General features: G+C 52.4%; 24 protein-coding genes. 7 read left to right on the forward strand and 17 right to left on the reverse strand.

What is annotated here, in order from left to right; genetic code table 11:
* Nucleotides 1-3: 3 nt before the first annotated feature.
* The 8 genes from IEY39_RS13550 to IEY39_RS13585 form a co-directional block, all read right to left on the reverse strand.
* On the reverse strand, nt 4-1,083 hold the full coding sequence (locus tag IEY39_RS13550; protein ID WP_188932400.1) for an efflux RND transporter periplasmic adaptor subunit: 1,080 nt from the start codon (nt 1,081-1,083) through the stop codon (nt 4-6).
* Between the two features lie 6 nt (nt 1,084-1,089).
* Complete coding sequence (locus tag IEY39_RS13555) at nt 1,090-2,337, reverse strand: TolC family protein (RefSeq protein ID WP_188932401.1); 1,248 nt, start codon at nt 2,335-2,337, stop codon at nt 1,090-1,092.
* Between the two features lie 4 nt (nt 2,338-2,341).
* On the reverse strand, nt 2,342-5,515 hold the full coding sequence (locus tag IEY39_RS13560) for an efflux RND transporter permease subunit (protein WP_188932402.1): 3,174 nt from the start codon (nt 5,513-5,515) through the stop codon (nt 2,342-2,344).
* A 10-nt stretch (nt 5,516-5,525) separates the two neighbouring features.
* Nucleotides 5,526-5,780 carry a heavy metal-binding domain-containing protein gene (locus tag IEY39_RS13565; protein ID WP_188932403.1) on the reverse strand — a complete coding sequence of 85 codons (255 nt, stop codon included), beginning with the start codon at nt 5,778-5,780 and terminating at the stop codon, nt 5,526-5,528.
* Nucleotides 5,781-5,946: 166 nt separating this feature from the next.
* Complete coding sequence (locus IEY39_RS13570; RefSeq protein ID WP_188932404.1) at nt 5,947-6,360, reverse strand: HYC_CC_PP family protein; 414 nt, start codon at nt 6,358-6,360, stop codon at nt 5,947-5,949.
* 77 nt (nt 6,361-6,437) lie between these two features.
* Nucleotides 6,438-6,821: a putative quinol monooxygenase gene (locus IEY39_RS13575; protein WP_188932406.1), complete on the reverse strand. Its 384-nt coding sequence runs from the start codon at nt 6,819-6,821 to the stop codon at nt 6,438-6,440.
* Nucleotides 6,822-6,832: 11 nt separating this feature from the next.
* Nucleotides 6,833-7,228 carry a (R)-mandelonitrile lyase gene (locus IEY39_RS13580; protein ID WP_188932408.1) on the reverse strand — a complete coding sequence of 132 codons (396 nt, stop codon included), beginning with the start codon at nt 7,226-7,228 and terminating at the stop codon, nt 6,833-6,835.
* A 29-nt stretch (nt 7,229-7,257) separates the two neighbouring features.
* A complete protein-coding gene (locus IEY39_RS13585; RefSeq protein WP_188932409.1) occupies nt 7,258-7,629 on the reverse strand; it encodes a hypothetical protein in 372 nt (123 codons plus the stop codon).
* A 124-nt stretch (nt 7,630-7,753) separates the two neighbouring features.
* On the opposite strand from IEY39_RS13585, the gene IEY39_RS13590 reads away from it, so the two are divergent.
* The 3 genes from IEY39_RS13590 to IEY39_RS13600 all read left to right on the forward strand — a co-directional run bounded on the left by IEY39_RS13590 (nt 7,754) and on the right by IEY39_RS13600 (nt 11,112).
* Nucleotides 7,754-9,148 (forward strand): YeiH family protein, encoded by a 1,395-nt coding sequence (locus tag IEY39_RS13590; protein ID WP_188932410.1) that lies wholly within the window; start codon nt 7,754-7,756, stop codon nt 9,146-9,148.
* A 308-nt stretch (nt 9,149-9,456) separates the two neighbouring features.
* Entirely contained in the window at nt 9,457-10,179 is a 723-nt protein-coding gene (locus IEY39_RS13595) for an SDR family oxidoreductase (RefSeq protein WP_188932411.1), read from the forward strand.
* Nucleotides 10,180-10,197: 18 nt separating this feature from the next.
* Nucleotides 10,198-11,112, forward strand: a complete 915-nt coding sequence (locus IEY39_RS13600) for a helix-turn-helix domain-containing protein (RefSeq protein ID WP_188932412.1) — start codon at nt 10,198-10,200, stop codon at nt 11,110-11,112.
* On the opposite strand, the gene IEY39_RS13605 is transcribed toward IEY39_RS13600, so the two are convergent.
* The 3 genes from IEY39_RS13605 to IEY39_RS13610 form a co-directional block, all read right to left on the reverse strand.
* Nucleotides 11,080-12,123 (reverse strand): Atu2307/SP_0267 family LLM class monooxygenase, encoded by a 1,044-nt coding sequence (locus IEY39_RS13605; RefSeq protein ID WP_188932414.1) that lies wholly within the window; start codon nt 12,121-12,123, stop codon nt 11,080-11,082. The two genes, IEY39_RS13600 and IEY39_RS13605, sit on opposite strands and share 33 nt — an antisense overlap.
* 94 nt (nt 12,124-12,217) lie before the next feature.
* Nucleotides 12,218-12,436 (reverse strand): hypothetical protein, encoded by a 219-nt coding sequence (locus tag IEY39_RS29800; RefSeq protein WP_229688902.1) that lies wholly within the window; start codon nt 12,434-12,436, stop codon nt 12,218-12,220.
* A gap of 118 nt (nt 12,437-12,554) precedes the next feature.
* A complete protein-coding gene (locus tag IEY39_RS13610) occupies nt 12,555-13,433 on the reverse strand; it encodes a sigma-70 family RNA polymerase sigma factor (protein WP_188932417.1) in 879 nt (292 codons plus the stop codon).
* A gap of 27 nt (nt 13,434-13,460) precedes the next feature.
* Between IEY39_RS13610 and IEY39_RS13615 the strand changes: the two genes are divergently transcribed.
* Nucleotides 13,461-13,892: an SRPBCC family protein gene (locus IEY39_RS13615; RefSeq protein ID WP_188932419.1), complete on the forward strand. Its 432-nt coding sequence runs from the start codon at nt 13,461-13,463 to the stop codon at nt 13,890-13,892.
* A 130-nt stretch (nt 13,893-14,022) separates the two neighbouring features.
* Nucleotides 14,023-14,589 carry a dihydrofolate reductase family protein gene (locus tag IEY39_RS13620; RefSeq protein ID WP_188932421.1) on the forward strand — a complete coding sequence of 189 codons (567 nt, stop codon included), beginning with the start codon at nt 14,023-14,025 and terminating at the stop codon, nt 14,587-14,589.
* A 30-nt stretch (nt 14,590-14,619) separates the two neighbouring features.
* Here IEY39_RS13620 and IEY39_RS13625 read toward each other — a convergent pair whose 3' ends face one another.
* From IEY39_RS13625 to IEY39_RS13640, 4 genes are all read right to left on the reverse strand, one after another.
* Nucleotides 14,620-15,270 carry an HD domain-containing protein gene (locus tag IEY39_RS13625; RefSeq protein WP_188932423.1) on the reverse strand — a complete coding sequence of 217 codons (651 nt, stop codon included), beginning with the start codon at nt 15,268-15,270 and terminating at the stop codon, nt 14,620-14,622.
* Between the two features lie 92 nt (nt 15,271-15,362).
* Nucleotides 15,363-16,223 (reverse strand): helix-turn-helix domain-containing protein, encoded by an 861-nt coding sequence (locus IEY39_RS13630; RefSeq protein ID WP_188932424.1) that lies wholly within the window; start codon nt 16,221-16,223, stop codon nt 15,363-15,365.
* On the reverse strand, nt 16,220-16,879 hold the full coding sequence (locus IEY39_RS13635) for an NAD(P)-dependent oxidoreductase (RefSeq protein ID WP_188932425.1): 660 nt from the start codon (nt 16,877-16,879) through the stop codon (nt 16,220-16,222). The genes IEY39_RS13630 and IEY39_RS13635 overlap by 4 nt, the downstream gene beginning before the upstream one ends.
* A 149-nt stretch (nt 16,880-17,028) precedes the next feature.
* Nucleotides 17,029-17,490, reverse strand: coding sequence for a DoxX family protein (locus IEY39_RS13640; RefSeq protein WP_188932426.1), 462 nt, complete (start codon nt 17,488-17,490; stop codon nt 17,029-17,031).
* A 370-nt stretch (nt 17,491-17,860) separates the two neighbouring features.
* Between IEY39_RS13640 and IEY39_RS13645 the strand changes: the two genes are divergently transcribed.
* Complete coding sequence (locus IEY39_RS13645) at nt 17,861-18,808, forward strand: DUF5996 family protein (protein WP_188932427.1); 948 nt, start codon at nt 17,861-17,863, stop codon at nt 18,806-18,808.
* A gap of 1 nt (nt 18,809) precedes the next feature.
* Nucleotides 18,810-19,583: an SDR family NAD(P)-dependent oxidoreductase gene (locus IEY39_RS13650; protein ID WP_188932434.1), complete on the forward strand. Its 774-nt coding sequence runs from the start codon at nt 18,810-18,812 to the stop codon at nt 19,581-19,583.
* A 12-nt stretch (nt 19,584-19,595) separates the two neighbouring features.
* Here IEY39_RS13650 and IEY39_RS13655 read toward each other — a convergent pair whose 3' ends face one another.
* Nucleotides 19,596-19,913 (reverse strand): ArsR/SmtB family transcription factor, encoded by a 318-nt coding sequence (locus tag IEY39_RS13655; RefSeq protein WP_188932436.1) that lies wholly within the window; start codon nt 19,911-19,913, stop codon nt 19,596-19,598.
* 84 nt (nt 19,914-19,997) lie between these two features.
* Nucleotides 19,998-20,813, reverse strand: a complete 816-nt coding sequence (locus IEY39_RS13660) for a class I SAM-dependent methyltransferase (RefSeq protein WP_188932438.1) — start codon at nt 20,811-20,813, stop codon at nt 19,998-20,000.
* Nucleotides 20,814-20,828: the final 15 nt, after the last annotated feature.

Consider the following 20,828-nt stretch of genomic DNA (forward strand, 5'->3'; position numbering starts at 1 on the left):
CCATTACTCTTTTACTTTTACAAAATCTTCGCTGTCCACCATAAACTGTGCATTCCCCGCCACCGAATCCGCCGGCCCCAGCCCCGACAACACCTGCACCTGATCGTTGTACATTATTCCCGTCACCACCTTATGCGCCCGAAACCCGCCAGCCTCCCGCAAGAAAACCACCCGGTCAGTCCCCAACGACAACACCGCGGACGCCGGTAGCCAGTTACCCGTTACCGAGCCCGCCCCGATCACCGCCTTTACCTGGCTCCCGATGGGAATATCCCGCATACTATTATCAAAGTACACCCGCACCGTCAGCGCCTTCTCGTCCTTCCCATACACCGGCAGCACTTCATCTACTTCAGCGTCAAAAGCCTTATCCGGCGCCGTCTCTGGCACCACCTTGACCACGTTACCCTTCCGTACCAGCGCCGCATCGCCCGGAAACACCTTCAACAGCGCCCAGCTCCGGTCCATATTGAACACCTGGAAAATCGTCTGCCCTTTCTCCACATACATCCCCTCCTTCACCGGCAGTTGCTCCGACATCCCCGATGCACCCGCAGCAGGGCCCGCTTCCGGCATCGTATTCCCCGCCTCATGGATATGACCCGTAGCATGACTAAATACCCCCAGCGTCGCCGAAGGCCGCCCCGTCCGCTCCACCTCCGCCAGCTGCTCTCCACTCACTCCCAGCAACAACAACCGCTGACGTGCCGCACCAATCAACGCCCCATTCCCCGGATCGTTCTTTAATAGAAACAACAGGTCTCGCTCCCCTGTCTCCAACTCCGGGCTGTACAAGTCCATGATCCGCTGCCCTTCATGCACATGCTGGTAACGGTACCGCACATACAGTTTTTCGATCCGTCCAGACACTCTCGCCGCAATCGTGCTGATCCGTCGCGTGTCATATCCCACCGTCCCCAGCACCGATAGCTCTGGCTGAACCGTCTGCCGGTGTATAGCTATCACCGCAGCAGCAGAAAGCACCCTTTGGTCGCCCGGGCCGCTATCACGCCCACCCTGTCCGCAGGCAGCCATCAACAAAGCGGCCACCAACCCGCCGCCATATAACCATTTCTTTTTCATACACATTTATTTTACCTCCAACACCTTTTTTAATTCCACCTCCATCAACAACACCTGCTCCACCCCATCCCAATACTCCATCTTCGTATTGTCCAGCGACGCCCAGGCATCATACACACTCAATAATTCTTCCGTGTTCTGCTCATACGCCAGCTCCAGCGTCTGCAAATTCTTCTGCAGCGCCGGCAATACCTGCTCCTCCAGCACCTTCACCTGCCGCCGCTTCGCGTCCAGCGCCCGCTGCAAGCCATACGCCGCACCAGTCGCGTCGTTCACCATCGCCTGCCGCTCGTCCTCCAGCGACTGCGCTTTCCATTTCAGGCTCTCCACGTTCGCCTTCGACGCCCTCGACGACCACGACAACATCGGTAGCCGCACCGTCGCCATCAACGTGTATTCCATCGGCGTCCCGCCAAAACCGAACATGTGATCATACCGTACGCCGAACTCCGGCCGCAGCTTTGCCCGATCGGCCGTCTGCTCCAACCCATTCAGCCGGATGCTCTCGCTCACCGCCCGTATGTCACTACGCCCTTCCAGCAGGCTCATGCTATCAACACCCACCACCGGCATATCGACCACCACCGCCGTGTCCACTTCGAAAGCCGTCGCCTTGTCCCGGTTCATCAGCGTATTCAGTGCAATCCGCACCTGTTCCACGTCATTCTCCAACCCGATGCGCCGGCCGGCCAGGTTTCCCAGCGCCGCCTTCGCCTTATAATACGCTCCGATCTTCCCCAGGTTATTCTTATACCGCAGCTCCGCGTCCCGGATCATAAAGTCAAGGAGCTTTGCATCCTCGTCCAGCACCCCCATCCGGTGCTCCGCCACCACCCACTGATAATAGGCACGCCTCGCCGCCGCATACAGTTCATTGGCCGTCGCCCCCTTCTTTGCCCGCTCCACCGCCGACATGCTCCGCAGATATGCCTCTTCCGCGTCCTGCCGCCTCCTGTTGGGAAACATCTGCTCCGCTGACACCATATACTGTCCTATCCCCGACGCTCCGTTCCCCTGCCGCTTCCACAGCGACGGATCATACGGCGTCATCCACCACCCCGTGCTCAACTGCGGCGCTTCCCAGCTCCGCGCCCCCTTCGCGCTTTCATCCAGCGACTGCGCCAACGCATCCGACGACCGCAGCGAAGGATGGTTGCGACCGATGATCCTCAGGATGCTGTCGATGCCGAGCACTGGCTGGGCTTGCACGGTTAGACTGTCCAGGAGCATGAGCATAATGATTATCTTGTTCATGTCATTAGTGTTTTGCATCTATTATTTGGATGCGTCCAAATTTTCGTAATTCGTATTCCTTTGTCATCAGAAAGATCAGCGGCGTCACCAGCAGGATATGAGTAGCCGAAGTCAATACTCCGCCCACCATCGGCAGCACGATCGGTTTCATCACGTCACTCCCCACGCCATTACTCCATAGGATCGGCACCAACGCAAACAACGCCACCGATACCGTCATCAGCTTTGGCCGCAGCCGCCGCGCCGCCCCCGCAATCACCGCCTCCCGCAGGTCGGCCCGGGTGATCGTCTCCCGCGAATTGCCCTTCGCCGCCACCAGCTGCGCCATCGCGTCATTCAGGTAGATCACCATCACGATACCCGTCTCCACCGCCAGCCCAAACAGCGCGATAAAGCCCACAGCCACCGCTACCGACAGGTTCACACCCCACACGTAGATCATGATCGCCCCGCCGATCAGCGCAAACGGGATCGACACCAGCGAGAAAAACGCCTCCCTCGCCGAATGAAAAGCGAAATACATCGCTCCAAAGATGATCAGCAGCACCACCGGCAAAATCCAGGTCAGCGTCCGCTCGCTGCGGATCAGGCTCTCGTACTGCCCGCTCCATTCGATATAATATCCCTTCGGCAGCCCCGTCAACGCCTTATCCAGCCGCTGCTGCGCTTCCTTCACCGTTCCCGCCAGGTCGCGGTCCCGCACATTGAACAACACCGTCCCCCGCAAAGCCGCATTCTCCGAATTGATCATCGGTGGCCCCTCCGTAATCTTTATATCTGCCACCGCTTCCAGCGGCACCGGCCCAAAGCCGTTCGTCGCCACCGACAAGCGCCGCAGCGCCGTCAGGTTGTCCCGGAAGTCCTGCCCATACCGCGCATTCACCGAAAACCGGTCCCGGCCTTCCACCGTCGTCGTCAGCTGCATACCACCAAGCGCACTCTCCACTACTGCATTCACGTCATCCACCGTCAACCCATAGCGGCCGATCTCCTCCCGCTTCACCGAAATGTCGATATATTTCCCACCGGTGATCGGGTCCACGTACAAATCCTTCACGCCCGGTATGCCATTCAGCGCGGTTCGTATCCGCTGCGACAACGCGTCGATCGTGTCCAGGTTCTGCCCGTACACCTTTACCCCCACATCCGTCCGTATCCCAGTTGATAGCATATTGATGCGGTTGATGATCGGCTGCGTCCATCCATTCGTCACCCCGGGGATCTGTAGCTTTGCATTCAGCTCCCGGATGATACTGTCCTTCGTCACCCCCGGCCTCCACTGGGCCCGAGGCTTCAACAGCACAATCGTCTCCACCATATTGATCGGAGAATTATCCGTCGCCGTACTGGCGCGTCCCGCCTTGCCTAACACGTTCGTCACCTCCGGCTGTGCCGCGATGATCCGGTCCTGCACCTGCAACAACCGTTTCATCTCCGCATTCGACACGTCCGGCTGCATCACCGGCATAAACAGAATAGACCCTTCGTCCAATGGCGGCATAAACTCCCGCCCCAGGCTCAACACCAACGGCACACAAACCGCCAGCGCCAGCACGTTGATCCCCAGCGTTACCCAGCGCAGCCGCAGACAACCGCGTATCACCCACTCATACCCCCGTTCAAGCAGCCGGTTCACGGGGTTAGCTCCCTCCTGGCGAAAACGCCCCCGCATAAACAACGAGATCAGCACCGGCGCCAGCGTCACCACCAGCACCGCATCCACCGCCAGGATAAACGTCTTCGTATAAGCCAGCGGATGAAACAGCTTCCCCTCCTGCCCCGTCAGCAGGAATACCGGCAAGAAGGACGCGATAATGATCACCGTCGAAAAGAATACCCCCCGCGACACCTGGATACACGCCTTACGGATCAGCTCCATCCGCGTTGCCTCCGCCAGCCGGCCACCCGTCCCCAGCGCTGCCTGTTCCTCCGCCAGGTGCCGGTACGCATTCTCCGACATAATGATCCCATTGTCCACAATCACCCCGATCGCCAACGCAATTCCCGTCAGCGACATAATATTGGAGGACAGCCCAAACGCGTTCAGCAGGATAAAGCTCGTAGCGATCGTGATCGGTATCTGGATAATAATACTGAGCGCGCTCCGCCAATCCAGCAGGAAAAGCAGCACGATCAGCGACACGATCACCATTTCCTCCAGCAGCTTCCCCTTCACATTCCCGATCGCCCCCTTGATCAGCTCGCTCCGGTCGTAGGCCACCTTGAACGTTACACCCGCCGGCAGCCCCCGCTGCACATCCGCCATCTTCCGCTTCACCGCCTCGACGACCTTGTCCGCATTCTCCCCATAGCGCATCACCACGATACCACCCACCACTTCCCCCTGGCCGTTCCCGTCGAATATCCCCAATCGTAAGTCCCCTCCCATCTGAACCGTCGCCACATCCTTCACCCGGATGGGAATACCTTTATTATTGCCGATGGCGATGGTCTCCAGGTCTGCCTTATCTTTCACATAGCCAAGTCCCCGGATGATATAGGCCGCGTCGCCCATGTCCATTTTGCGTCCTCCCACGTCGTTATTCCCCGCGCGAATCGCCCGCCCCACATCTCCCATCGACAGACCGTAATATTGTAGCTTCACCGGGTCTACCACCAGTTGGTACTGCTTCTCAAAGCCGCCGAACGAAGCCACCTCCGCAACGCCCGACACCGTCTGCAACGCCAGCTTCACATACCAGTCCTGCAAAGCCCGCTGGTCCCCCAGGTCCATCCCCTTCGCATCCAGGGTGTACCAGAACACATGCCCCACTCCCGTCCCGTCCGGCCCCAGCGCCGGCACCACGTCCGCCGGCAACAAGCGCTGCGCATAGCTCAACCGCTCCAGCACCCGGCTCCGCGCCCAATACACATCCACGTCGTCGTCGAAAATGATATACACGAAGCTCATCCCGAACATCGACGTCCCCCGCACGTTCTTAACTTTGGGGATACCCTGTAGATTGCTCACCAGCGGGTACGTCACCTGATCCTCGATGATCTGCGGACTCCGCCCCGACCACTCCGTAAATACGATCACCTGGTTCTCCGAAAGGTCCGGGATCGCGTCGATAGGGTTCTGCCGGACCGAGTACATGCCCCAGCCCAGCAGTCCCGCCGCCAACAGGAGCACCAGCACCCTGTTGTGCAACGACCACGCAATTAATTTTTGCACCATAGTGTTAAGATTACATTTTCATCCCCTTCATCGAGGCTGAATCTTTTTTGGTCTTGTTCAATCCCGCTGCCTTCTTCTCCGCCAGCGTCATCCCACATTTGGGGCATTTCCCGGGCTTCTCACTTACGACATCGGGGTGCATCGGGCAGGTGTATTGTTTCCTGACTACCAATGTCTGCGTTGCTTTCGGGGTTGGCTTTGTTTGGGCAAATACACCAGTAATGGCCATAAAAGAAACCATCATTATCATCAATAACTTTTTCATTGTTCAATGGAATTGTGTGTATACGGTAGCTTGCCGTCAGCATATGCCGACATAGCCGCTATCGTACGATACTTTAAGAAATAAAAATCAACAGGAAATAATCGTCCACGGTACGACGCAAACGACAAAGCCCGGCAGGACGCCAGGCATTCATTAACCAAATGGATCAAATACGGAAATTACAATTGCGCAGAAAAACGGGGACGCTTTCTGCTAAAGGTGGGCCGTTCGCCGCCGGACAGGCTATCGCGGACGCAAACACCAGCGGCTCACTCCATGCAGGAAGCGGCGTCGGGACAAGCGCTGCCGTCAGATTCCACTCCGCCCAGCCCTGCACAGGCTTTTGCGCGCGGTCGCTCTGGATATGCTTGTGCTCGTCGTGGCAGCAATTCTTCATGCCCACCGAGCAACCCTTCATCGCCACGTCCTTCGCCATCCCACAGGAAATGCAATCCCTGCTTTCATGGTCCACCAACCCCCACCCCACCAGGCGCCCCATGCAATAATGCAAATGCACCGTAGCCCCCATCGAGGTCGAGAGGTAAAGAACCGCTAATATGGACGCAATGATCCTTTTCATGGATGTTACCCCAAAGCTATACACTTTCCCCGAATCCCTGTTATATTTTACTGGGAAAAAATTGCAAAATTCCTCGCTTAATGCTTCGCTTCTATCGCAATTGGTGAGACGTCTACAAGCTCAAGAGATTTAACCATGTGTTCCACCGTGTGCTTGTATTTTAAGAAATGGGCAGTTTGAATATGATATCTATACGCATTTTCATCGGCATAGATTTCAAACACAGTCACATGCGTTGGATGCTCCTTCTCATAAACGGCAGATAAACTAAGAACACCTGGTTCCATTTTCACAGCGGCAGTTATTCCTTCCTTAAGAGCGGCTTTATAGCTTCCCAGTTGTGTGGAGTCTACTACAATTCTTGCGATTCGCATATAAGGGCCGGTGTTGTTTTGTGCCGTCAATTGATCGGTTTTGAGGAAAAGAAATAGAATAAAGATGGTAACAGTTCTAAATTTCATTTGGTGAGATTTTACTTTTTGTACTGCTCGTCCGTCACCTTTTCCATCCAGTCAACGACCTTGCCGTTCAGGTTCTCCTGAATGGCGATATGGGTCATGGCAGTGGTAGGCGACGCCCCGTGCCAGTGCTTTTCACCCGGCGCAAACCATACCACATCACCAGGCCGGATCTCTTCTATCGGGCCGCCTTCCCGCTGTACCCAACCGAACCCCGCCGTCACAATCAACGTCTGTCCCAACGGATGCATGTGCCAGGCGGTACGGGCTCCCGGCTCAAAAGTAACAGCGGCGCCGGCAGCACGGGCCGAATCATTTGCCTGAAACAAGGGATCGATGCGAACTGTCCCCGTGAACCAATCCTCCGGCCCCTTCGTGGAAGGTTGCGAACCAACTCTCTTAATATCCATTTTACAACCATTTTAAAAATGTGTTTGCCCTATCTCGACAATAAATTACCTGGCACCCGCAGTCCTTCCTCGCTTGACAGGACTTTGAGCATGACCTTTCGCAGTCCCTGGGGAATCAGGGTTATTTCGGACTGAGCAAGCGGCTGGAGCAGTTCAATGAATTCATCCTCGTCATCGTAGAAACCAAACTGTAGGACCCATTTATCCCCGGAGAGCAACCGGATCGCCAACTCCTGGTCCTCTTCGTCCTTATGCACCTTAATGATCGCCCACTGCTCATTGTCCTCCTCTTCAAAGTGAACGTCGACGGCTTTTTTATTCACCACTTCTGTCACGATCTTCTCTACTAAGGAGCCCGGGCGGTTTTTGACCAGTTCTTCGTATTTTTTGTTGTTTGCCATAGCTGCCGCAAAGATACCCATTATCAGTCAATTCGTTGCGCAAACCCGTGCAAGATTTTAATCTACTATTTTTGTAGACTTTAACAATTGCGGTATCTTGGCACTCAACAAAATAACTGCTCATATGAATACCAATACGATCGCGCCGGCAGATACGAAGCAACCCCCTGCGGAGCCAAAATTCTGGGCGAAGGAAGACTGGTGGGCGGTATGGCTTGGCCTGGGTATCATCCTTTTGGCCTATGGCTTTTATCTTTCCGGATCGAGTATCTCCTGGATCGCAGTCGCCCCTTCCAAGTGGTCGACCCTGACGCAACTGGCCGGCCAGTTCTCGACGAACGCCGCCCGGTACCTTACTTTGCTGATTGCTTTCCTGGTCCTTTTCACCATCGTGGTTTCTTTCATTGGCCAGCGGCCCAAGGCATTCATCCCCTCTTTTGTCTTTGTCTTTGTTGGATCGACAATGATCTACTTCCTCGGCAGCTGGGACCAGGCCAGCCGCTATAACCTGGAACCGCCCCTGGTGGCGCTGCTACTTGGCCTTATGATTTCCAATATCATCGGATTGCCCCGCTGGCTCGACGCCGGTTTCCGGGTCGAATTTTATATTAAGCTGGGCATCGTCCTGCTGGGCGCAACATTGCCGTTTACGTTGATCATCTGGGCTGGACCGGTGGCTATTTTGCAAGCGTCCATCGTTTCCATCGTCACGTTCCTGGCTATCTTCTTCTTTGCCCGGAAATTAGGTCTGGATAACAGGCTGGCGGCGGTGTTGGGAGCAGGTGGAGCTGTCTGTGGCGTTTCAGCGTCCATTGCCGTTGCCGGCGCCGTACGGGCCAAAAAGGAGCATCCGCCAATCGCGATAAGCCTGGTGGTATTTTGGGCGATCGTGTTCATTTTCGCTTTGCCGCTGGTATCGCGCATGATGCACCTGCCGACGGGTGTCGGGGGCGCCTGGATCGGGACTTCGGAATTCGCCGACGCTGCCGGCCTGGCCGCGGCGCAATCTTACGGCGGGCTGGCCGGAACCAACTTGGGTATTTCAGGAACGGCGGACCAGGCGCTTGCTTCGTATACGCTGATCAAGGTTATCGGCAGGGATATCTGGATCGGCATTTGGGCGTTCGTGCTGGCGCTGATCGCCGTGACGGTTTGGGAACGATCGGAAACCCAGTCGAAGGCGCCGATCGGTCAGATATGGTGGCGCTTCCCCAAATTCGTGATCGGATTCCTCATCGCTTCGATCTTGACGACCCTGATCGTCCATGGATATACGCTGGGGGATTACAACAAACTGGTGAAACCCGCCCTCATCACCCCCATCACGTCGCTGCGGACCTGGGCGTTCACCTTCAGCTTCCTGAGTATCGGGCTTACTACGCGATTCCGGGAGTTAGCCAACGCGGGGGTGAAACCCTTTGTGGCATTCACCGCCGGAGTCGTCATCAACGTACTATTGGGGTACATCCTGTCCGTAGTTGTTTTCGGCCACTACTGGGCTTCCCTGGCAACACATTGACATATGAAAATCTTTAACTCGATCGAACTAAGTAATTCCGGGCCGACGTGCCAGCAGTGCGCCCATTTCCAAAATGATCCGGCAACGATCGAAGAGGCGTATGGCGGACTGAAGTGCATGAGTTCAGGCTTTGCATCAGTACGGGACCGGGATGGTTTTTGCAATTACCATCAGCTGTATCTTTCCGCGCGGGACAGTTGTCCTCAATTGTTGCTTCAGCCCATATGAAACGGCTACAACAAACAGAGAATTGGATACCGCCAGTTTTTGAGCGGGTGTGAAATTTGCAGTATAAAATGCGCGAAATCATGAAAAATGTATTGATAACGGGAGCCAACAAAGGGATCGGCTTTGAAACTGCCAGACAACTGGCGCAATTAGGATATTATGTCTTTTTGGGCAGCAGAAACAGGGACAAGGGAGAAGATGCCGTTCAGCGCCTGAGAGGATTGGGGCTTGCCAACGTGGAAGCTGTTGAAATAGACGTCGCGGATATGCATTCTGTTATGGCTGCAAGAGTGGCGCTGGAAGCCAGGATCGATGCACTGGATATACTCATTAATAATGCGGCTATCGCAGGAGACCAACCACAGAAAATATCTACCGGCGATATCGCCAATTTGCGGAATGTTTTCGACACCAATTATTTCGGCGCCATCCAGGTGACACAGCAATTCCTTCCGCTGCTGAAGAAATCCCGGAACCCCGTGATCCTGAATGTTTCCAGTGAAGTGGGTTCCTTAAGCATAAACACCAGACCCGGGCGTAAAGACAACTGGGACAATTACAACGCATATGGCTCTTCCAAGACGGCTTTGAATGCTTTCACGGTGACGTTGGCCAATGAATTCAGAAATACTAATTTTAGGATCAATAGCGTGACGCCAGGCTATACCGCCACCGACCTCAACCAATTCCAAGGGATAAAGACCGTAGAAGAGGGGGCGAGACCCATTGTGCGACTGGCAACCAATTCAGAAGATGGACCTACCATGAAATTTTTCGGAGAAGATGGCGAAGTGGCGTGGTAAGCCATTAATAAAAGAACAATGAACAAAGTACACCGAATAAGGTCGATCACTGAATATCACCGGGTGCGAGGGCTGTCCAAGCCTGCTCACCCGTTGATCAGCCTGATAGATTATGCCGAAATCAAGAATTCGCCCGAGAATAATGATATTAATTGGGTGTTCGATTTCTATTCCATTGCGTTGAAAAGGAATTGCGGCGCCAAATTCAAATACGGTCAGCAAGAATATGATTTCGATGAAGGGATCTTATTCTTTATGTCTCCCGGGCAGGTACTTAGAATAGAGGTGGATGATGCCAACGCAGCCGATAAAGCGGGTTTGGGCTTGCTTATTCACCCGGATTTCCTTTGGAACACTTCCCTCGCCGGTAACATTAAGAAGTACGAATATTTTGGCTATGCCGTCCACGAGGCTTTGTTCCTTTCGGACAAAGAAGAGCAAACGGTTCTGGGCGTTTTGGAAAACATCCGGCAGGAGATCCATTCGAATATCGACAAGTTCTCGCAAAACATCATTATTTCCCATATCGAGGCTTTGCTCAATTATGCGGACCGGTTTTATCACCGTCAGTTCATCACACGGAAGATCAGCAATCACCAGGTTCTTGAGCGGCTGGACAAGGTGCTCGATGACTATTTTGAAAGCGATGACCTGATCAATAAGGGCCTGCTCAGCGTTCAACGCATATCGGAGGCGCTGAATATTTCGGCCAACTATTTGAGCGTCCTACTGAGGACGTTGACAGGGCAAAGCACGCAGCAGCACATTCATGAAAAACTGATCGCAAAAGCCAAAGAGAAGCTTTCCACTACCACCCTATCCGTAAGTGAGATCGCTTATGAGCTGGGTTTTGAACACTCCCAGTCGTTCAGCAAGCTGTTTAAGGCGAAAACGAAGATGTCACCGCTTGAATTCAGGAGTGGATTCAATTAGGGGGGCAACCTTCGTTCCAAGCAATTCGATGCTTTTCATCATTTGCATGTGGGTGAGGCCAGCATTGTCCATTTGAAAGGTGACACGGTCTATGCCGCCCAGGGCTTCACTGTGGCGAAGTATTTTCTCTGCAACCGTTTCCGGGTTGCCGATGATGATGGCTCCTTCGGGACCAGTTACTGCATCGAAATGCTGGCGAGTCACCGGGGGCCATCCCCTTTCCCGGCCAATTCTGGTAAATACTTCCGCGTAACCGGGATAGTATTGTTCCATAGCGAGAGCCGTGTCAGCCGCGACGTAACCCAATGAATGAAGCGCCACTTTCCTATTGGCCGGGGGGTGGCCGGCTGCCCGGTATGTTTCACGGTAAAGATCTATCAACGGGCGGAACCGCCGGGTTTGCCCACCGATAACGGCCACGGCTAAAGGAAGGCCCAGCATGCCGGCCCGCTGAAAGGATGCAGGAGTACCGCCGACACCGATCCAGACCGGCAACGCAGGCTGGAATGGACGGGGATAGATGCCCACATCGTTGAGTTGCGGGCGGAATTGGCCGCGCCAGGTAACTTTTTCGTTCTGGCTGATCCGGAGCAATAAGCTCAGCTTCTCTTCGTATAGCGCTTCATAATCGTCCAGCGTATAGCCAAAAAGCGGAAAGGCTTCGATGAATGAACCCCTTCCGGCGATGATCTCGGCTCTCCCCCGGGAGATCAGGTCAAGGGTGGCAAATTCCTGGAAAACGCGCACCGGATCGGCGGCGCTGAGCACGGTGACTGCGCTGGTGAGGCGGATCTTTTTCGTCACAGCGGCCGCCGCCGCCAGAATGACCGCAGTGGCTGAATCCAGAAACTCCCTGCGATGATGTTCGCCGATGCCGAAGATATCGAGACCGACCTCATCAGCAAGCCTTATACGCTCGAGCTGTTCGGAAATTGCTTTCGCGTCGTCGATGCCGTTCGACACCTTGGAGGCTACGTCTTTTGCGATGAAACTATCTAGTCCGATTTCCATGATATTGTGCAATTTATGCCTTTCAAATACGCAAAATTGCATCCTTTCCGGAAGTCAAAAATTGATAAATGTGGGAAAATGCTCTTGACAAAAGTCAAAATTTCCTCCTCAAAAATTCAAAAACAACGTAGCCGACGAAAGCCGACAACAACGCGATCAAAAAATTGGTAAAGGTAAAAATGTCCTCAATGGCCGCAATCAGGGTTCTATGCTGCCCATTTGAGCGCTCGAACTCTCCCATAAGGAGATTTGAATAGAAAAGGAAAATGATAAATCCGATTTCGATCATCGCCCGGAAGACTTTTGGACCCATACATGCAAATTAGACCCTTAAGATATCGCATTTTTCTCCGAGAGCAGTCTCTTGAAAAATATTTTAATTGATGCTTGTCACAAAAACTCCGCCTGGCTCTCCTTGTAATAAAACAAATCTATGGGGCTTGTTCCCCCACCTTTTGAACCCCGCTCATTTTATTGGGGTTATGAACCATGTAAATATCGGCCAGATGATGATCACGCAGGTGAAATAACATTATGGCATAGGGCTCGCCGGAAACGGCGTCGCGTAGGACTAAACCAGCCTCTCCGTTGATCTCTATAAAGTGAGGGGTAAGTTCCGCCGACCACTTTTGATAAAGACCGGTGAGGTACGCAACGCAGTTCCGCTTTCCGGTAATCGGCTTTAAAGCCGCAGGCCGCTTGCCACCGCCGTCTGCCTGAATGACAATGTCTTCATGAAGCCGATCCAACAGTTCGCTGATCTCTCCGGACGAAGCGGCCCGCACAAAAGCTGCGAGGAATTGTTGTAACTGCTCCGGTGAAGTTCTTTCTATTCGGGTGCTTGAAGATAAAGCCAGCTTTGCACGATGCTGGAGTTGCCGGCAATGTTCGCTGTTGATCGATAGACAGTCTGCTATTTGGGAGTAGGAATAGCCCATCGTCTCCCGAAGCACAAAAACAGCGCGCTCCATTGCCGATAATCGCTGCAACAGGACCAAAAGACCATACGAAAGATCCATTGTCTCCAGGCCGGGAATTCGGTCTAATACCAATGGCTCCGGAAGGTCGGGGCCAGGATAAACGTCCTTTTCCTTTGCCTTTATCACCGCGAGGCAGCGATTCGTCGCAATCCGGACGAGATAGGCTTCCGGCTCCCGTACCGTATCCGCCGGCAAGTCTTCCGCGGCAAGGAAAACGTCGTGAACAATGTCTTCAGCATCGACGACGCTTTTTGTCATCCGGTACGCCAATGCAAATAACCGGGGGCGAATGGCCAGAAAAGCCTCCCGAAGGGAAGGATCGTATGACATATTATTAATTCAAACTCCGCTCAAGATATGAAAAAGAAATACTTAGTAGAAAAGACATCTCCTGTACATGCAAGCGCAAGGCATATTTTCAATATTCTACTGCGTTTGGAGCGATGGAATTTATGGACGCAATCGGTAACAGGGATATCCACTTTGAATAATGCTTCGGTCGAAGTAGGCACTAAGTTAAGGGTATTGCAGCCCAAGTTGTCCCCTGCCATTTGGATAATTACAAAAATCGACCAGGACAAGATTTTAATCTGGGAAAAAAGGTCATTGGGGCTAAAAATGATCTCCGAACATCTCATCCACAGTGATGCAAATGAGACGAAAGTCACTATTCGCATGAATTACGAAGGTCCATTGGCTGGCTTAATTTATCAGCTCACCCGATCTTTAACAAATCGTTACATGACCATGGAGATCAATGGACTCAAAAAGGAATCCGAAAAACTGTAGTTTTAGTATGTGTGGTACGGCCGATCAGTCTTCGGACAATGCCAGTGTTGCGGCGCATTTGCCCCCATTGAATGTCTTCTTCTCCCCCCTTTTGGACAAACCACGTTCGCTACTTTTACAAAAAAAAGTTATGCGAAAAATTATCGTTACCGAATTCATCACCCTCGATGGTGTTGTCGAGTCACCCGGCGGCAATGAAACCCCTCATCCTCATGGCGGCTGGCAATTTAAGTATAGCGCGCCGGAAATGGGTAAGTACAAGGTTGATGAGCTTGCTGGCGTGGAGGCCTTGTTGTTGGGCAAAAACACGTATGAGTTGTTCGCCGGCTACTGGCCCGGCCAGACCGGCGCCGGGTTCGCCGACCCCATCAACCGGTTGCCGAAATATGTCGTATCCCGGAGCCTGCAAAAGGCGGAGTGGAACAACAGCCATATCCTTCGCGACGTGGCGGGAGACGTCAGTGCACTGAAGAAGACCGATGGCGGTGATATCCTCGTCTATGGGAGCGCCACACTCGTAAAGGCGCTGTTTCACCACGATCTCGTCGACGAGTTGCGGCTGATGGTATATCCCCTCTCGATCGGCGGCGGGTTGAGGCTATTTGATGACAATCGGGAATTAAAGAAATTCGAGCTCAAACACTCGCGCGCGATCGACAACGGCGTCCTTATCCTCGAATATCGGCCGGTGAATTGATCCAAAAGGCGGCGTGCGGCAGCTATTTCCTTACTCAGCCCAGGGCGAATGTAAAATACAGTCACAGAAATTCTTCCGGTGGAAATTGGGGATCATGAAGGCGCATACATCCGCCTTGATATTCCCGAAAGTTGTTTCGGTCTTGTGTTGAAAGCCACCAAAAAAAGTCGGAATGATCTTCTGCTTAAAATTATCCCTTGGGAATGCCTTTACGATCTCTTCCCGGTTCGCTGTATTCAGGTTTTCATAACCTTCACCCATCACATCCAACCCAACCCCGCTATACATCAGGGCTACCTCATTCTCCTTGTGCTCGGCTATGCCGATGGTAGTGTGCAAGGCAATGGTATCCCACACCAGCTGCAACTTATCCTTGGCGATACCGTGAACTGTAAGGAAATCCCTTGCGGCATTGGCACCGTCCACTTCAAACCTCAGGTCAGGGCTACTGTAGTGGGGAACCAGGCCCAGGTCATGAAAAACAGATGCCACGTAAAGCAACTCTGAATCATGCTCCAGGTTATTTCGCTGAGCATTGAGAGAAGAGAACAGGAACACCCGCAGAGAGTGGTTATAAATGAATTCAGTACCATGTTCCAATAGAAGCTCTGTCGCCTGGGTCGCAATTTTGCTATCGGGAATAATGATCCCGGCTACTTTTTTCAAACGATTAACTGACATAACCTTGATTTAATTTCCTCAAAGTTACCCTCGTAAGCAGCCCAAGGGAATATCAAAAAATGCGTTTGACATGTCAAAATTTACGACGACCACTACTGGACGCCAATACTGATAAAGTGATTGCGGTAGCTGGCAGGAGACATTTTCGTGTTCTTCTTAAAGAAATGGCTGAACTGCTCCGGCGTACCAAAACTCAGGTGATAAGCGATCTCCTTCACAGGGCTTGAGCTGAATTGCAAAGATCTTTTTGCCTCGGCGATCAGCTGTCCGTTAATAATCTCCTTCGCGCTTTTATTACTGCACCGTTTGCAAAGATCACTGAGCCTCCTGGCCGTGATTCCAAGCCGCTGAGCATAATCGCTAACTTCATGGCAATCCCGGAACCTGGCGCTTAACTCTTCCATAAACTTCCGGTACAACACATAGTCCTGGCTATCGAAGGTACCTTCTTCCGTTATCTTTATATTGGCCAGCTTGATCATAATGATCTTTAGATAGGCCGCCATGGCATCGATCTGATTAGTATATGCAGGGGCATCATGCTCGGCCTGCAATGCGTCAAACAGAGAAGTCAGCTCCGCCATTTCCGTATCATTCAAGCGAAGGCGCTGGTTGGCCGCGGCGTTATTGAACAGCACCGCTTTACAGTTGCTGGCGCTGGACGGCGCCTTTTCCCAGAAACAATCGCCGAAACATAAAAGATAACCGGAAACTACCGTAAGCTGATCAAAATTGTATATCTGACCTTTTGCTAACAGGAAGACCTCCCGTCCGTGGATCTCAAACGCATTGCCATCCACCGACAATGCCCCCTTCCCTTTTTCCACGAGCAATATGCGGTGGTAACTAAGCCGGTTTGGAAAACCATTATCAAAGATACGGTCGTTCATCCGCTCCACTGAAAAGGAATTATAAATAGCTGATTCCGCGAATATCTTTACCGAGGACATCATGGGGCATAGCTTTTCATAAAGATAGGCAGGTTTGCAAGAAACGGCGCCTGCCGGATATAGTTTTTATCCAGCACCTGAGAGACCAGGAATCGCGCAAGATCTGCTGCGTGTATCCCGGTTCCCGGGCAGTCTTCGAGACTCGTAGCGATGGCTTCGCTGTTTTCGGTAAGCCCAATAAGTGGAAGCCTGACAAGTGTCCAATCGACAGCGCTGCCGGCAAGTAATTCATACTCCAGCTGCTTGTCGGCCGTTGTTTCCGGGTAATGTTCCCTCATCCAATTAGTGCCAGCCTGAGTGACTGGTCCCTTCTTGTCCACCGGGGTGTCAACGTTCAAGCCGGTAGTAAGGATATATCTTTTTATGTTTATTGCCTGCATTGCCGTAAGTACATTACGCGTCGCCTGGCTGAATATGGACGGCTCACCTTTTGGCTGACCCAGCGTGCTGATTATGGCCGTGCAGCCTTCAGCGACTTTCAGGACTGCTTCAGGATTTCGCACATCACCCTGGATAATTTGGCCAACAGGCAGATTGCAGGACGCTGCGTTTCTTAACAAAATGCGAAAGGGAATATTTTGCCGGATCAGTTCACGGACTACAAATTTTCCGGATTTACCGGTGCCGCCGATGACGGCAATTGTTGTATTGGATAGCATAAAACTCGTTTATAAGATAAATGATGAATTCGTTCCCGCTGTCAGGAACAAGCATGATCTGAGGAATGGATGTTATCTTATAAAGAGATTTTAATGCTACAATATAGTAAAAATTGGAATATCCCGGCTACTTTGCATCGGCTGCGGCCTCATACTCTAGTGGAATTTACCTGAGCTATGACAAAAGCGGTTCCACAATAGGCAAGCGCCAAAAAAGCGCTGGTAACCTCGCCCTCGTTTCTGGCAAGAGGGGCGGATAATGCGTAAGGAATATGGAGGATGACAACCCAGATAAAGATCATTATACCTAACAGAGTAGCGGCTAACCGGCGTTTAATGTTCAAAAGGATACTGATCCCGGAACAAAATAATGCCGCGCCGGCGAGATACAACCAGAAAATATGGTAAGGAATCCATGAGGGAACATAGCCGGCTGCCTCTTTTGCATACAGGAAGTGATCAATGCTATAGCTGATAATGGTTAGGCTAAATAAAGTGATCCCAAGAGGAATCAACCTGCGTCCGGCAATCACCAATGCACCGCCGGCCAATGACAATTCTTTGGCAGCATTCTCCCAATCCCCAAAATGCTTATAATTGGGGGACACCATTAATTCATACGGGATAAAATAAAAATATCAATAGCAATACTGTTCCCAACAGGAGGGAAACCCGGCTGAGTTTCATTTCAAGAACGATACATATCCCTGCCAGCAGTAACAGGGCCCCTGATATGTAGACCCATATCACATGATCGCTGAGCCAATGATGGTTTGGAGGAATCATCATATATGGTAATCTGCGGAAGTAGATCGTTAGAAGTCCCAACGCGACTATAGCGATGCCATAGAAGATGCGACCTATGTTGGACAGATTTCGGTTTGAAGGGGGAGGCATAATGACAATATAATATTTTCTTTCTTATTTGGGAAATTAAAGGGGGGCGGAGGGCAATTCCGTAATTTTATGTAACAGCAGCCTATGACGTATACGAAGGAGAATAACGTGGTGCCCTGGCCTGTCCTGAAGTTCGACCGGTATAAAGACACCCTCGAGACTGTTCATTTATGGACGCAGATAATCGGCAAGGTACGGCTGCGGCAAATGCCCTGGCTGAACCATTCCTGGCATGTAACTTTGTACGTGAGCCCACGCGGCCTCACGACCGGAAGTATGCCCTATGCAGGCGGCATCTTCGAGATCGTCATGGATTTTACGAGTCACGAAGTGAAAGTCGCCACCAGTGATGGTGCAACCCGCAGCATGCCCTTATATCCGTGTTCGGTTGCCGATTTCTACGCGTCGTTCTTCGATATGCTTCATAATCTGGGAATCGATGCCAGAATATATGGGAAGCCGAGCGAGATTGCCGGAGCCATCCCTTTTTCTGAAGACCACGTGCATTGCAGCTATGACAAGCAGGAGATGAATCTGCTCTTCCAGGCGCTGATGAAGACGAATGTTGTCTTCACCCGGTTCAGGGCTGGGTTCAGGGGGAAGGTCAGCCCGGTTCATTTCTTCTGGGGCGCCTTCGATTTGGCTGTTACCCGCTTCTCAGGACGGGAGGCACCCAAACATTCGGGCGGGATACCGAATATGCCGGATGATGTCATGCAGGAAGCCTACTCCCACGAAGTGAGCAGCTGCGGTTTCTGGCCGGGAGGCAGGGATTTTCCGACGCCTGTCTTTTATTCCTATTGTTATCCGACACCTCCCGACTTTGGCCGCCAGCCCGTCGAACCTTCGGAGGCTTTCTATAGCGAGCAACAAGGCGAATTCTTTCTTTCCTATGAGGTCATCCGGCAATCAATGGACCCTGAAGGCACGCTTATGCGGTTTCTGAAGACTACGTACCGGGCTGCTGCCATCACCGGGCACTGGGACGACAGCCTGGAATGCGATCTCTCTCATTATAAAAGACTGTTATAAAATGGGAAGGATATTTATCACCGGATCAGCCGACGGTTTAGGCCAAATGGCTGCCAGCGCGTTGATTGCGCAAGGTCACACCGTGACATTACATGCCCGCAATGAAAAGAGGACACGGGAAGTGTCCATGAAAGTTCGAGGCGCGGATGCGGTATTGACCGCCGACCTGTCCAGCATGGAAGAAACTAAGAAGCTGGCTGCCGATATCAACAGCATAGGCCACTTTGACGCGATTATTCATAATGCGGGTGTTTACCAGGTCTCCAACAATGCCCTCAGCGTAGAGGGTTTGCCTGTGCTGCTTGCCGTCAATACCATCGCGCCTTATATCCTGACCTGCCTGATTCATCCCCCGCAAAGGCTGATCTACCTGACATCCGGACTGCATTCACAAGGCGATGCCGGACTACATGGATTGCAAAGAAATAAACTCAGGATCGGCTATCCGGACTCCAAGCTGCATGATCTCATCTTATGCAAAGCAGTTGCCCGCAGATGGCCTGATGTCCGTTCAAACGCGGTAAATCCGGGTTGGGTGCCGACAAAAATGGGTGGACCGGGTGCGACTGACGATCTGGAAGAAGGGTATCAAACGCAGGTTTGGCTGGCAGTGAGCGACGACGAAAAAGCACAGGTAAGCGGCCGTTACTTTTATCATCGGCGGGAAGCCCGTTATCTACCGGCAGCGGACGATGTAACTATCCAAGAAAAATTCCTCGCATTGTGCGAGCAGATCAGCGGGATTCCTTTTCCAGCAGAGAGGCTGGGACCCTGAGCGTCCGTTGGTTTATTTTTGCTTTTTAATAGTTGATAAGAGTGTGTCGAGCTGTTGGAAGCGATCATCCCAAATCACTCTGAAGTGTTCCAACCATTTGTCTATTTCTTTCATTTTGTCAATTTCAAGTTGATAGTAAACTTCTCGTCCCTGGTGCTCTTGTTTCACCAGTTCGCACTCGGTCAATATCTTTAAATGTTTCGAAACTGCCTGGCGTGTCGTGTCAAAATGCTCGGCAATGGCGTTTGGCGTCATTGCTTGTACTGCAATTAAAGCGATGATAGCCCTTCGTGTCGGGTCGGCAATGGCTTGAAAAACATCTCTTCTCATTGGTGGATAATTTTCATTACGCAACTGATCGGTTGCAAATATACGAGCAAACGATCGGTTGCGCAAATTTATTTTCAAAAATTTTCAGGAGGCCATCCTATGCCGCGCTATGTAGAGGCTGGTGATCATGTTACGTGTCACCCGACCGTTGAACTGGATGCGGGCGATGTGGCCCAGCTCGGCAAGAACGGCCTCTCGATCGGAGCGCGCGTTTATATTCGAATAAGTCGCATAGAGAGCGACTGTTTGAGCCGGATCGAGGACGATAGACCATGCGCTGGTTTTGTGCTCAACCACATCGAAAGCATTCGTTCGATCCAACGCGGCCAGGCGGGCCTCCACGTCAAGAGCGAAGGGCAAATTACCGATGCCCTCCGCGGGACTGGCTGCACCGTCAAGCAGCGCCTTTGTTGCTTCATGAAACGGATCAGCGCGATTGGGATCACCAAATACATTCCAGACCATTGCCCACCAACCACCCGGCCGGAGCAGCCTGGCCACTTTTACCAAAGCCAGGTCCTCGTTCAACCAGTGAAAAGCGGTCGCGCTGAAGCCGAGGTCAAAACCACCTTCCTGCAACACCACATCCTCGAATGGAGCTATGCTCACCGAGAGCGCTTCATCCGGGATGGTAGCGCGAAGAAAGTTTGCAAGGTGTTCGTTTGGCTCGATGGCTATAAGGGGACTCGCACCAAAATCAAGCAGCTGACGCGTCGCAGTCCCCGTTCCGGCCCCGATCTCGAAGGTACTGGTATGTTGCCGGAGACCACAACGATCGCGTAGCGTCTCAAACACCCAATCAGGGTAGGCAGGTCGCGCAGCATGATAGCCGGCAGGATCGGCTCCGAAGGCCTCGCGACCGAATTCCAGGTTAAGAAGTGACTTTTGGTTTAACGTCATCCGTGAAATATAGGA

It is taken from the genome of Puia dinghuensis, assembly GCF_014642875.1.
Lineage (GTDB): Bacteria > Bacteroidota > Bacteroidia > Chitinophagales > Chitinophagaceae > Puia > Puia dinghuensis.

What these genes read in the sequence shown, in the direction of transcription:
- IEY39_RS13625 (WP_188932423.1), bottom strand. Translation starts at nt 15,270, where the DNA reads ATGTCAGTTAATCGTTTGAAAAAAGTAGCCGGGATCATTATTCCCGAT.
- IEY39_RS13615 (WP_188932419.1), top strand. Translation starts at nt 13,461, where the DNA reads ATGAAAAAGAAATACTTAGTAGAAAAGACATCTCCTGTACATGCAAGC.
- IEY39_RS29800 (WP_229688902.1), bottom strand. Translation starts at nt 12,436, where the DNA reads ATGGGTCCAAAAGTCTTCCGGGCGATGATCGAAATCGGATTTATCATT.
- IEY39_RS13605 (WP_188932414.1), bottom strand. Translation starts at nt 12,123, where the DNA reads ATGGAAATCGGACTAGATAGTTTCATCGCAAAAGACGTAGCCTCCAAG.
- IEY39_RS13660 (WP_188932438.1), bottom strand. Translation starts at nt 20,813, where the DNA reads ATGACGTTAAACCAAAAGTCACTTCTTAACCTGGAATTCGGTCGCGAG.
- IEY39_RS13555 (WP_188932401.1), bottom strand. Translation starts at nt 2,337, where the DNA reads ATGAACAAGATAATCATTATGCTCATGCTCCTGGACAGTCTAACCGTG.
- IEY39_RS13640 (WP_188932426.1), bottom strand. Translation starts at nt 17,490, where the DNA reads ATGGTGTCCCCCAATTATAAGCATTTTGGGGATTGGGAGAATGCTGCC.
- IEY39_RS13635 (WP_188932425.1), bottom strand. Translation starts at nt 16,879, where the DNA reads ATGCTATCCAATACAACAATTGCCGTCATCGGCGGCACCGGTAAATCC.
- IEY39_RS13585 (WP_188932409.1), bottom strand. Translation starts at nt 7,629, where the DNA reads ATGGCAAACAACAAAAAATACGAAGAACTGGTCAAAAACCGCCCGGGC.
- IEY39_RS13620 (WP_188932421.1), top strand. Translation starts at nt 14,023, where the DNA reads ATGCGAAAAATTATCGTTACCGAATTCATCACCCTCGATGGTGTTGTC.
- IEY39_RS13550 (WP_188932400.1), bottom strand. Translation starts at nt 1,083, where the DNA reads ATGAAAAAGAAATGGTTATATGGCGGCGGGTTGGTGGCCGCTTTGTTG.
- IEY39_RS13655 (WP_188932436.1), bottom strand. Translation starts at nt 19,913, where the DNA reads ATGAGAAGAGATGTTTTTCAAGCCATTGCCGACCCGACACGAAGGGCT.
- IEY39_RS13580 (WP_188932408.1), bottom strand. Translation starts at nt 7,228, where the DNA reads ATGGATATTAAGAGAGTTGGTTCGCAACCTTCCACGAAGGGGCCGGAG.
- IEY39_RS13560 (WP_188932402.1), bottom strand. Translation starts at nt 5,515, where the DNA reads ATGGTGCAAAAATTAATTGCGTGGTCGTTGCACAACAGGGTGCTGGTG.
- IEY39_RS13565 (WP_188932403.1), bottom strand. Translation starts at nt 5,780, where the DNA reads ATGAAAAAGTTATTGATGATAATGATGGTTTCTTTTATGGCCATTACT.
- IEY39_RS13600 (WP_188932412.1), top strand. Translation starts at nt 10,198, where the DNA reads ATGAACAAAGTACACCGAATAAGGTCGATCACTGAATATCACCGGGTG.
- IEY39_RS13650 (WP_188932434.1), top strand. Translation starts at nt 18,810, where the DNA reads ATGGGAAGGATATTTATCACCGGATCAGCCGACGGTTTAGGCCAAATG.
- IEY39_RS13595 (WP_188932411.1), top strand. Translation starts at nt 9,457, where the DNA reads ATGAAAAATGTATTGATAACGGGAGCCAACAAAGGGATCGGCTTTGAA.
- IEY39_RS13645 (WP_188932427.1), top strand. Translation starts at nt 17,861, where the DNA reads ATGACGTATACGAAGGAGAATAACGTGGTGCCCTGGCCTGTCCTGAAG.
- IEY39_RS13630 (WP_188932424.1), bottom strand. Translation starts at nt 16,223, where the DNA reads ATGATGTCCTCGGTAAAGATATTCGCGGAATCAGCTATTTATAATTCC.
- IEY39_RS13575 (WP_188932406.1), bottom strand. Translation starts at nt 6,821, where the DNA reads ATGAAATTTAGAACTGTTACCATCTTTATTCTATTTCTTTTCCTCAAA.
- IEY39_RS13610 (WP_188932417.1), bottom strand. Translation starts at nt 13,433, where the DNA reads ATGTCATACGATCCTTCCCTTCGGGAGGCTTTTCTGGCCATTCGCCCC.
- IEY39_RS13570 (WP_188932404.1), bottom strand. Translation starts at nt 6,360, where the DNA reads ATGAAAAGGATCATTGCGTCCATATTAGCGGTTCTTTACCTCTCGACC.
- IEY39_RS13590 (WP_188932410.1), top strand. Translation starts at nt 7,754, where the DNA reads ATGAATACCAATACGATCGCGCCGGCAGATACGAAGCAACCCCCTGCG.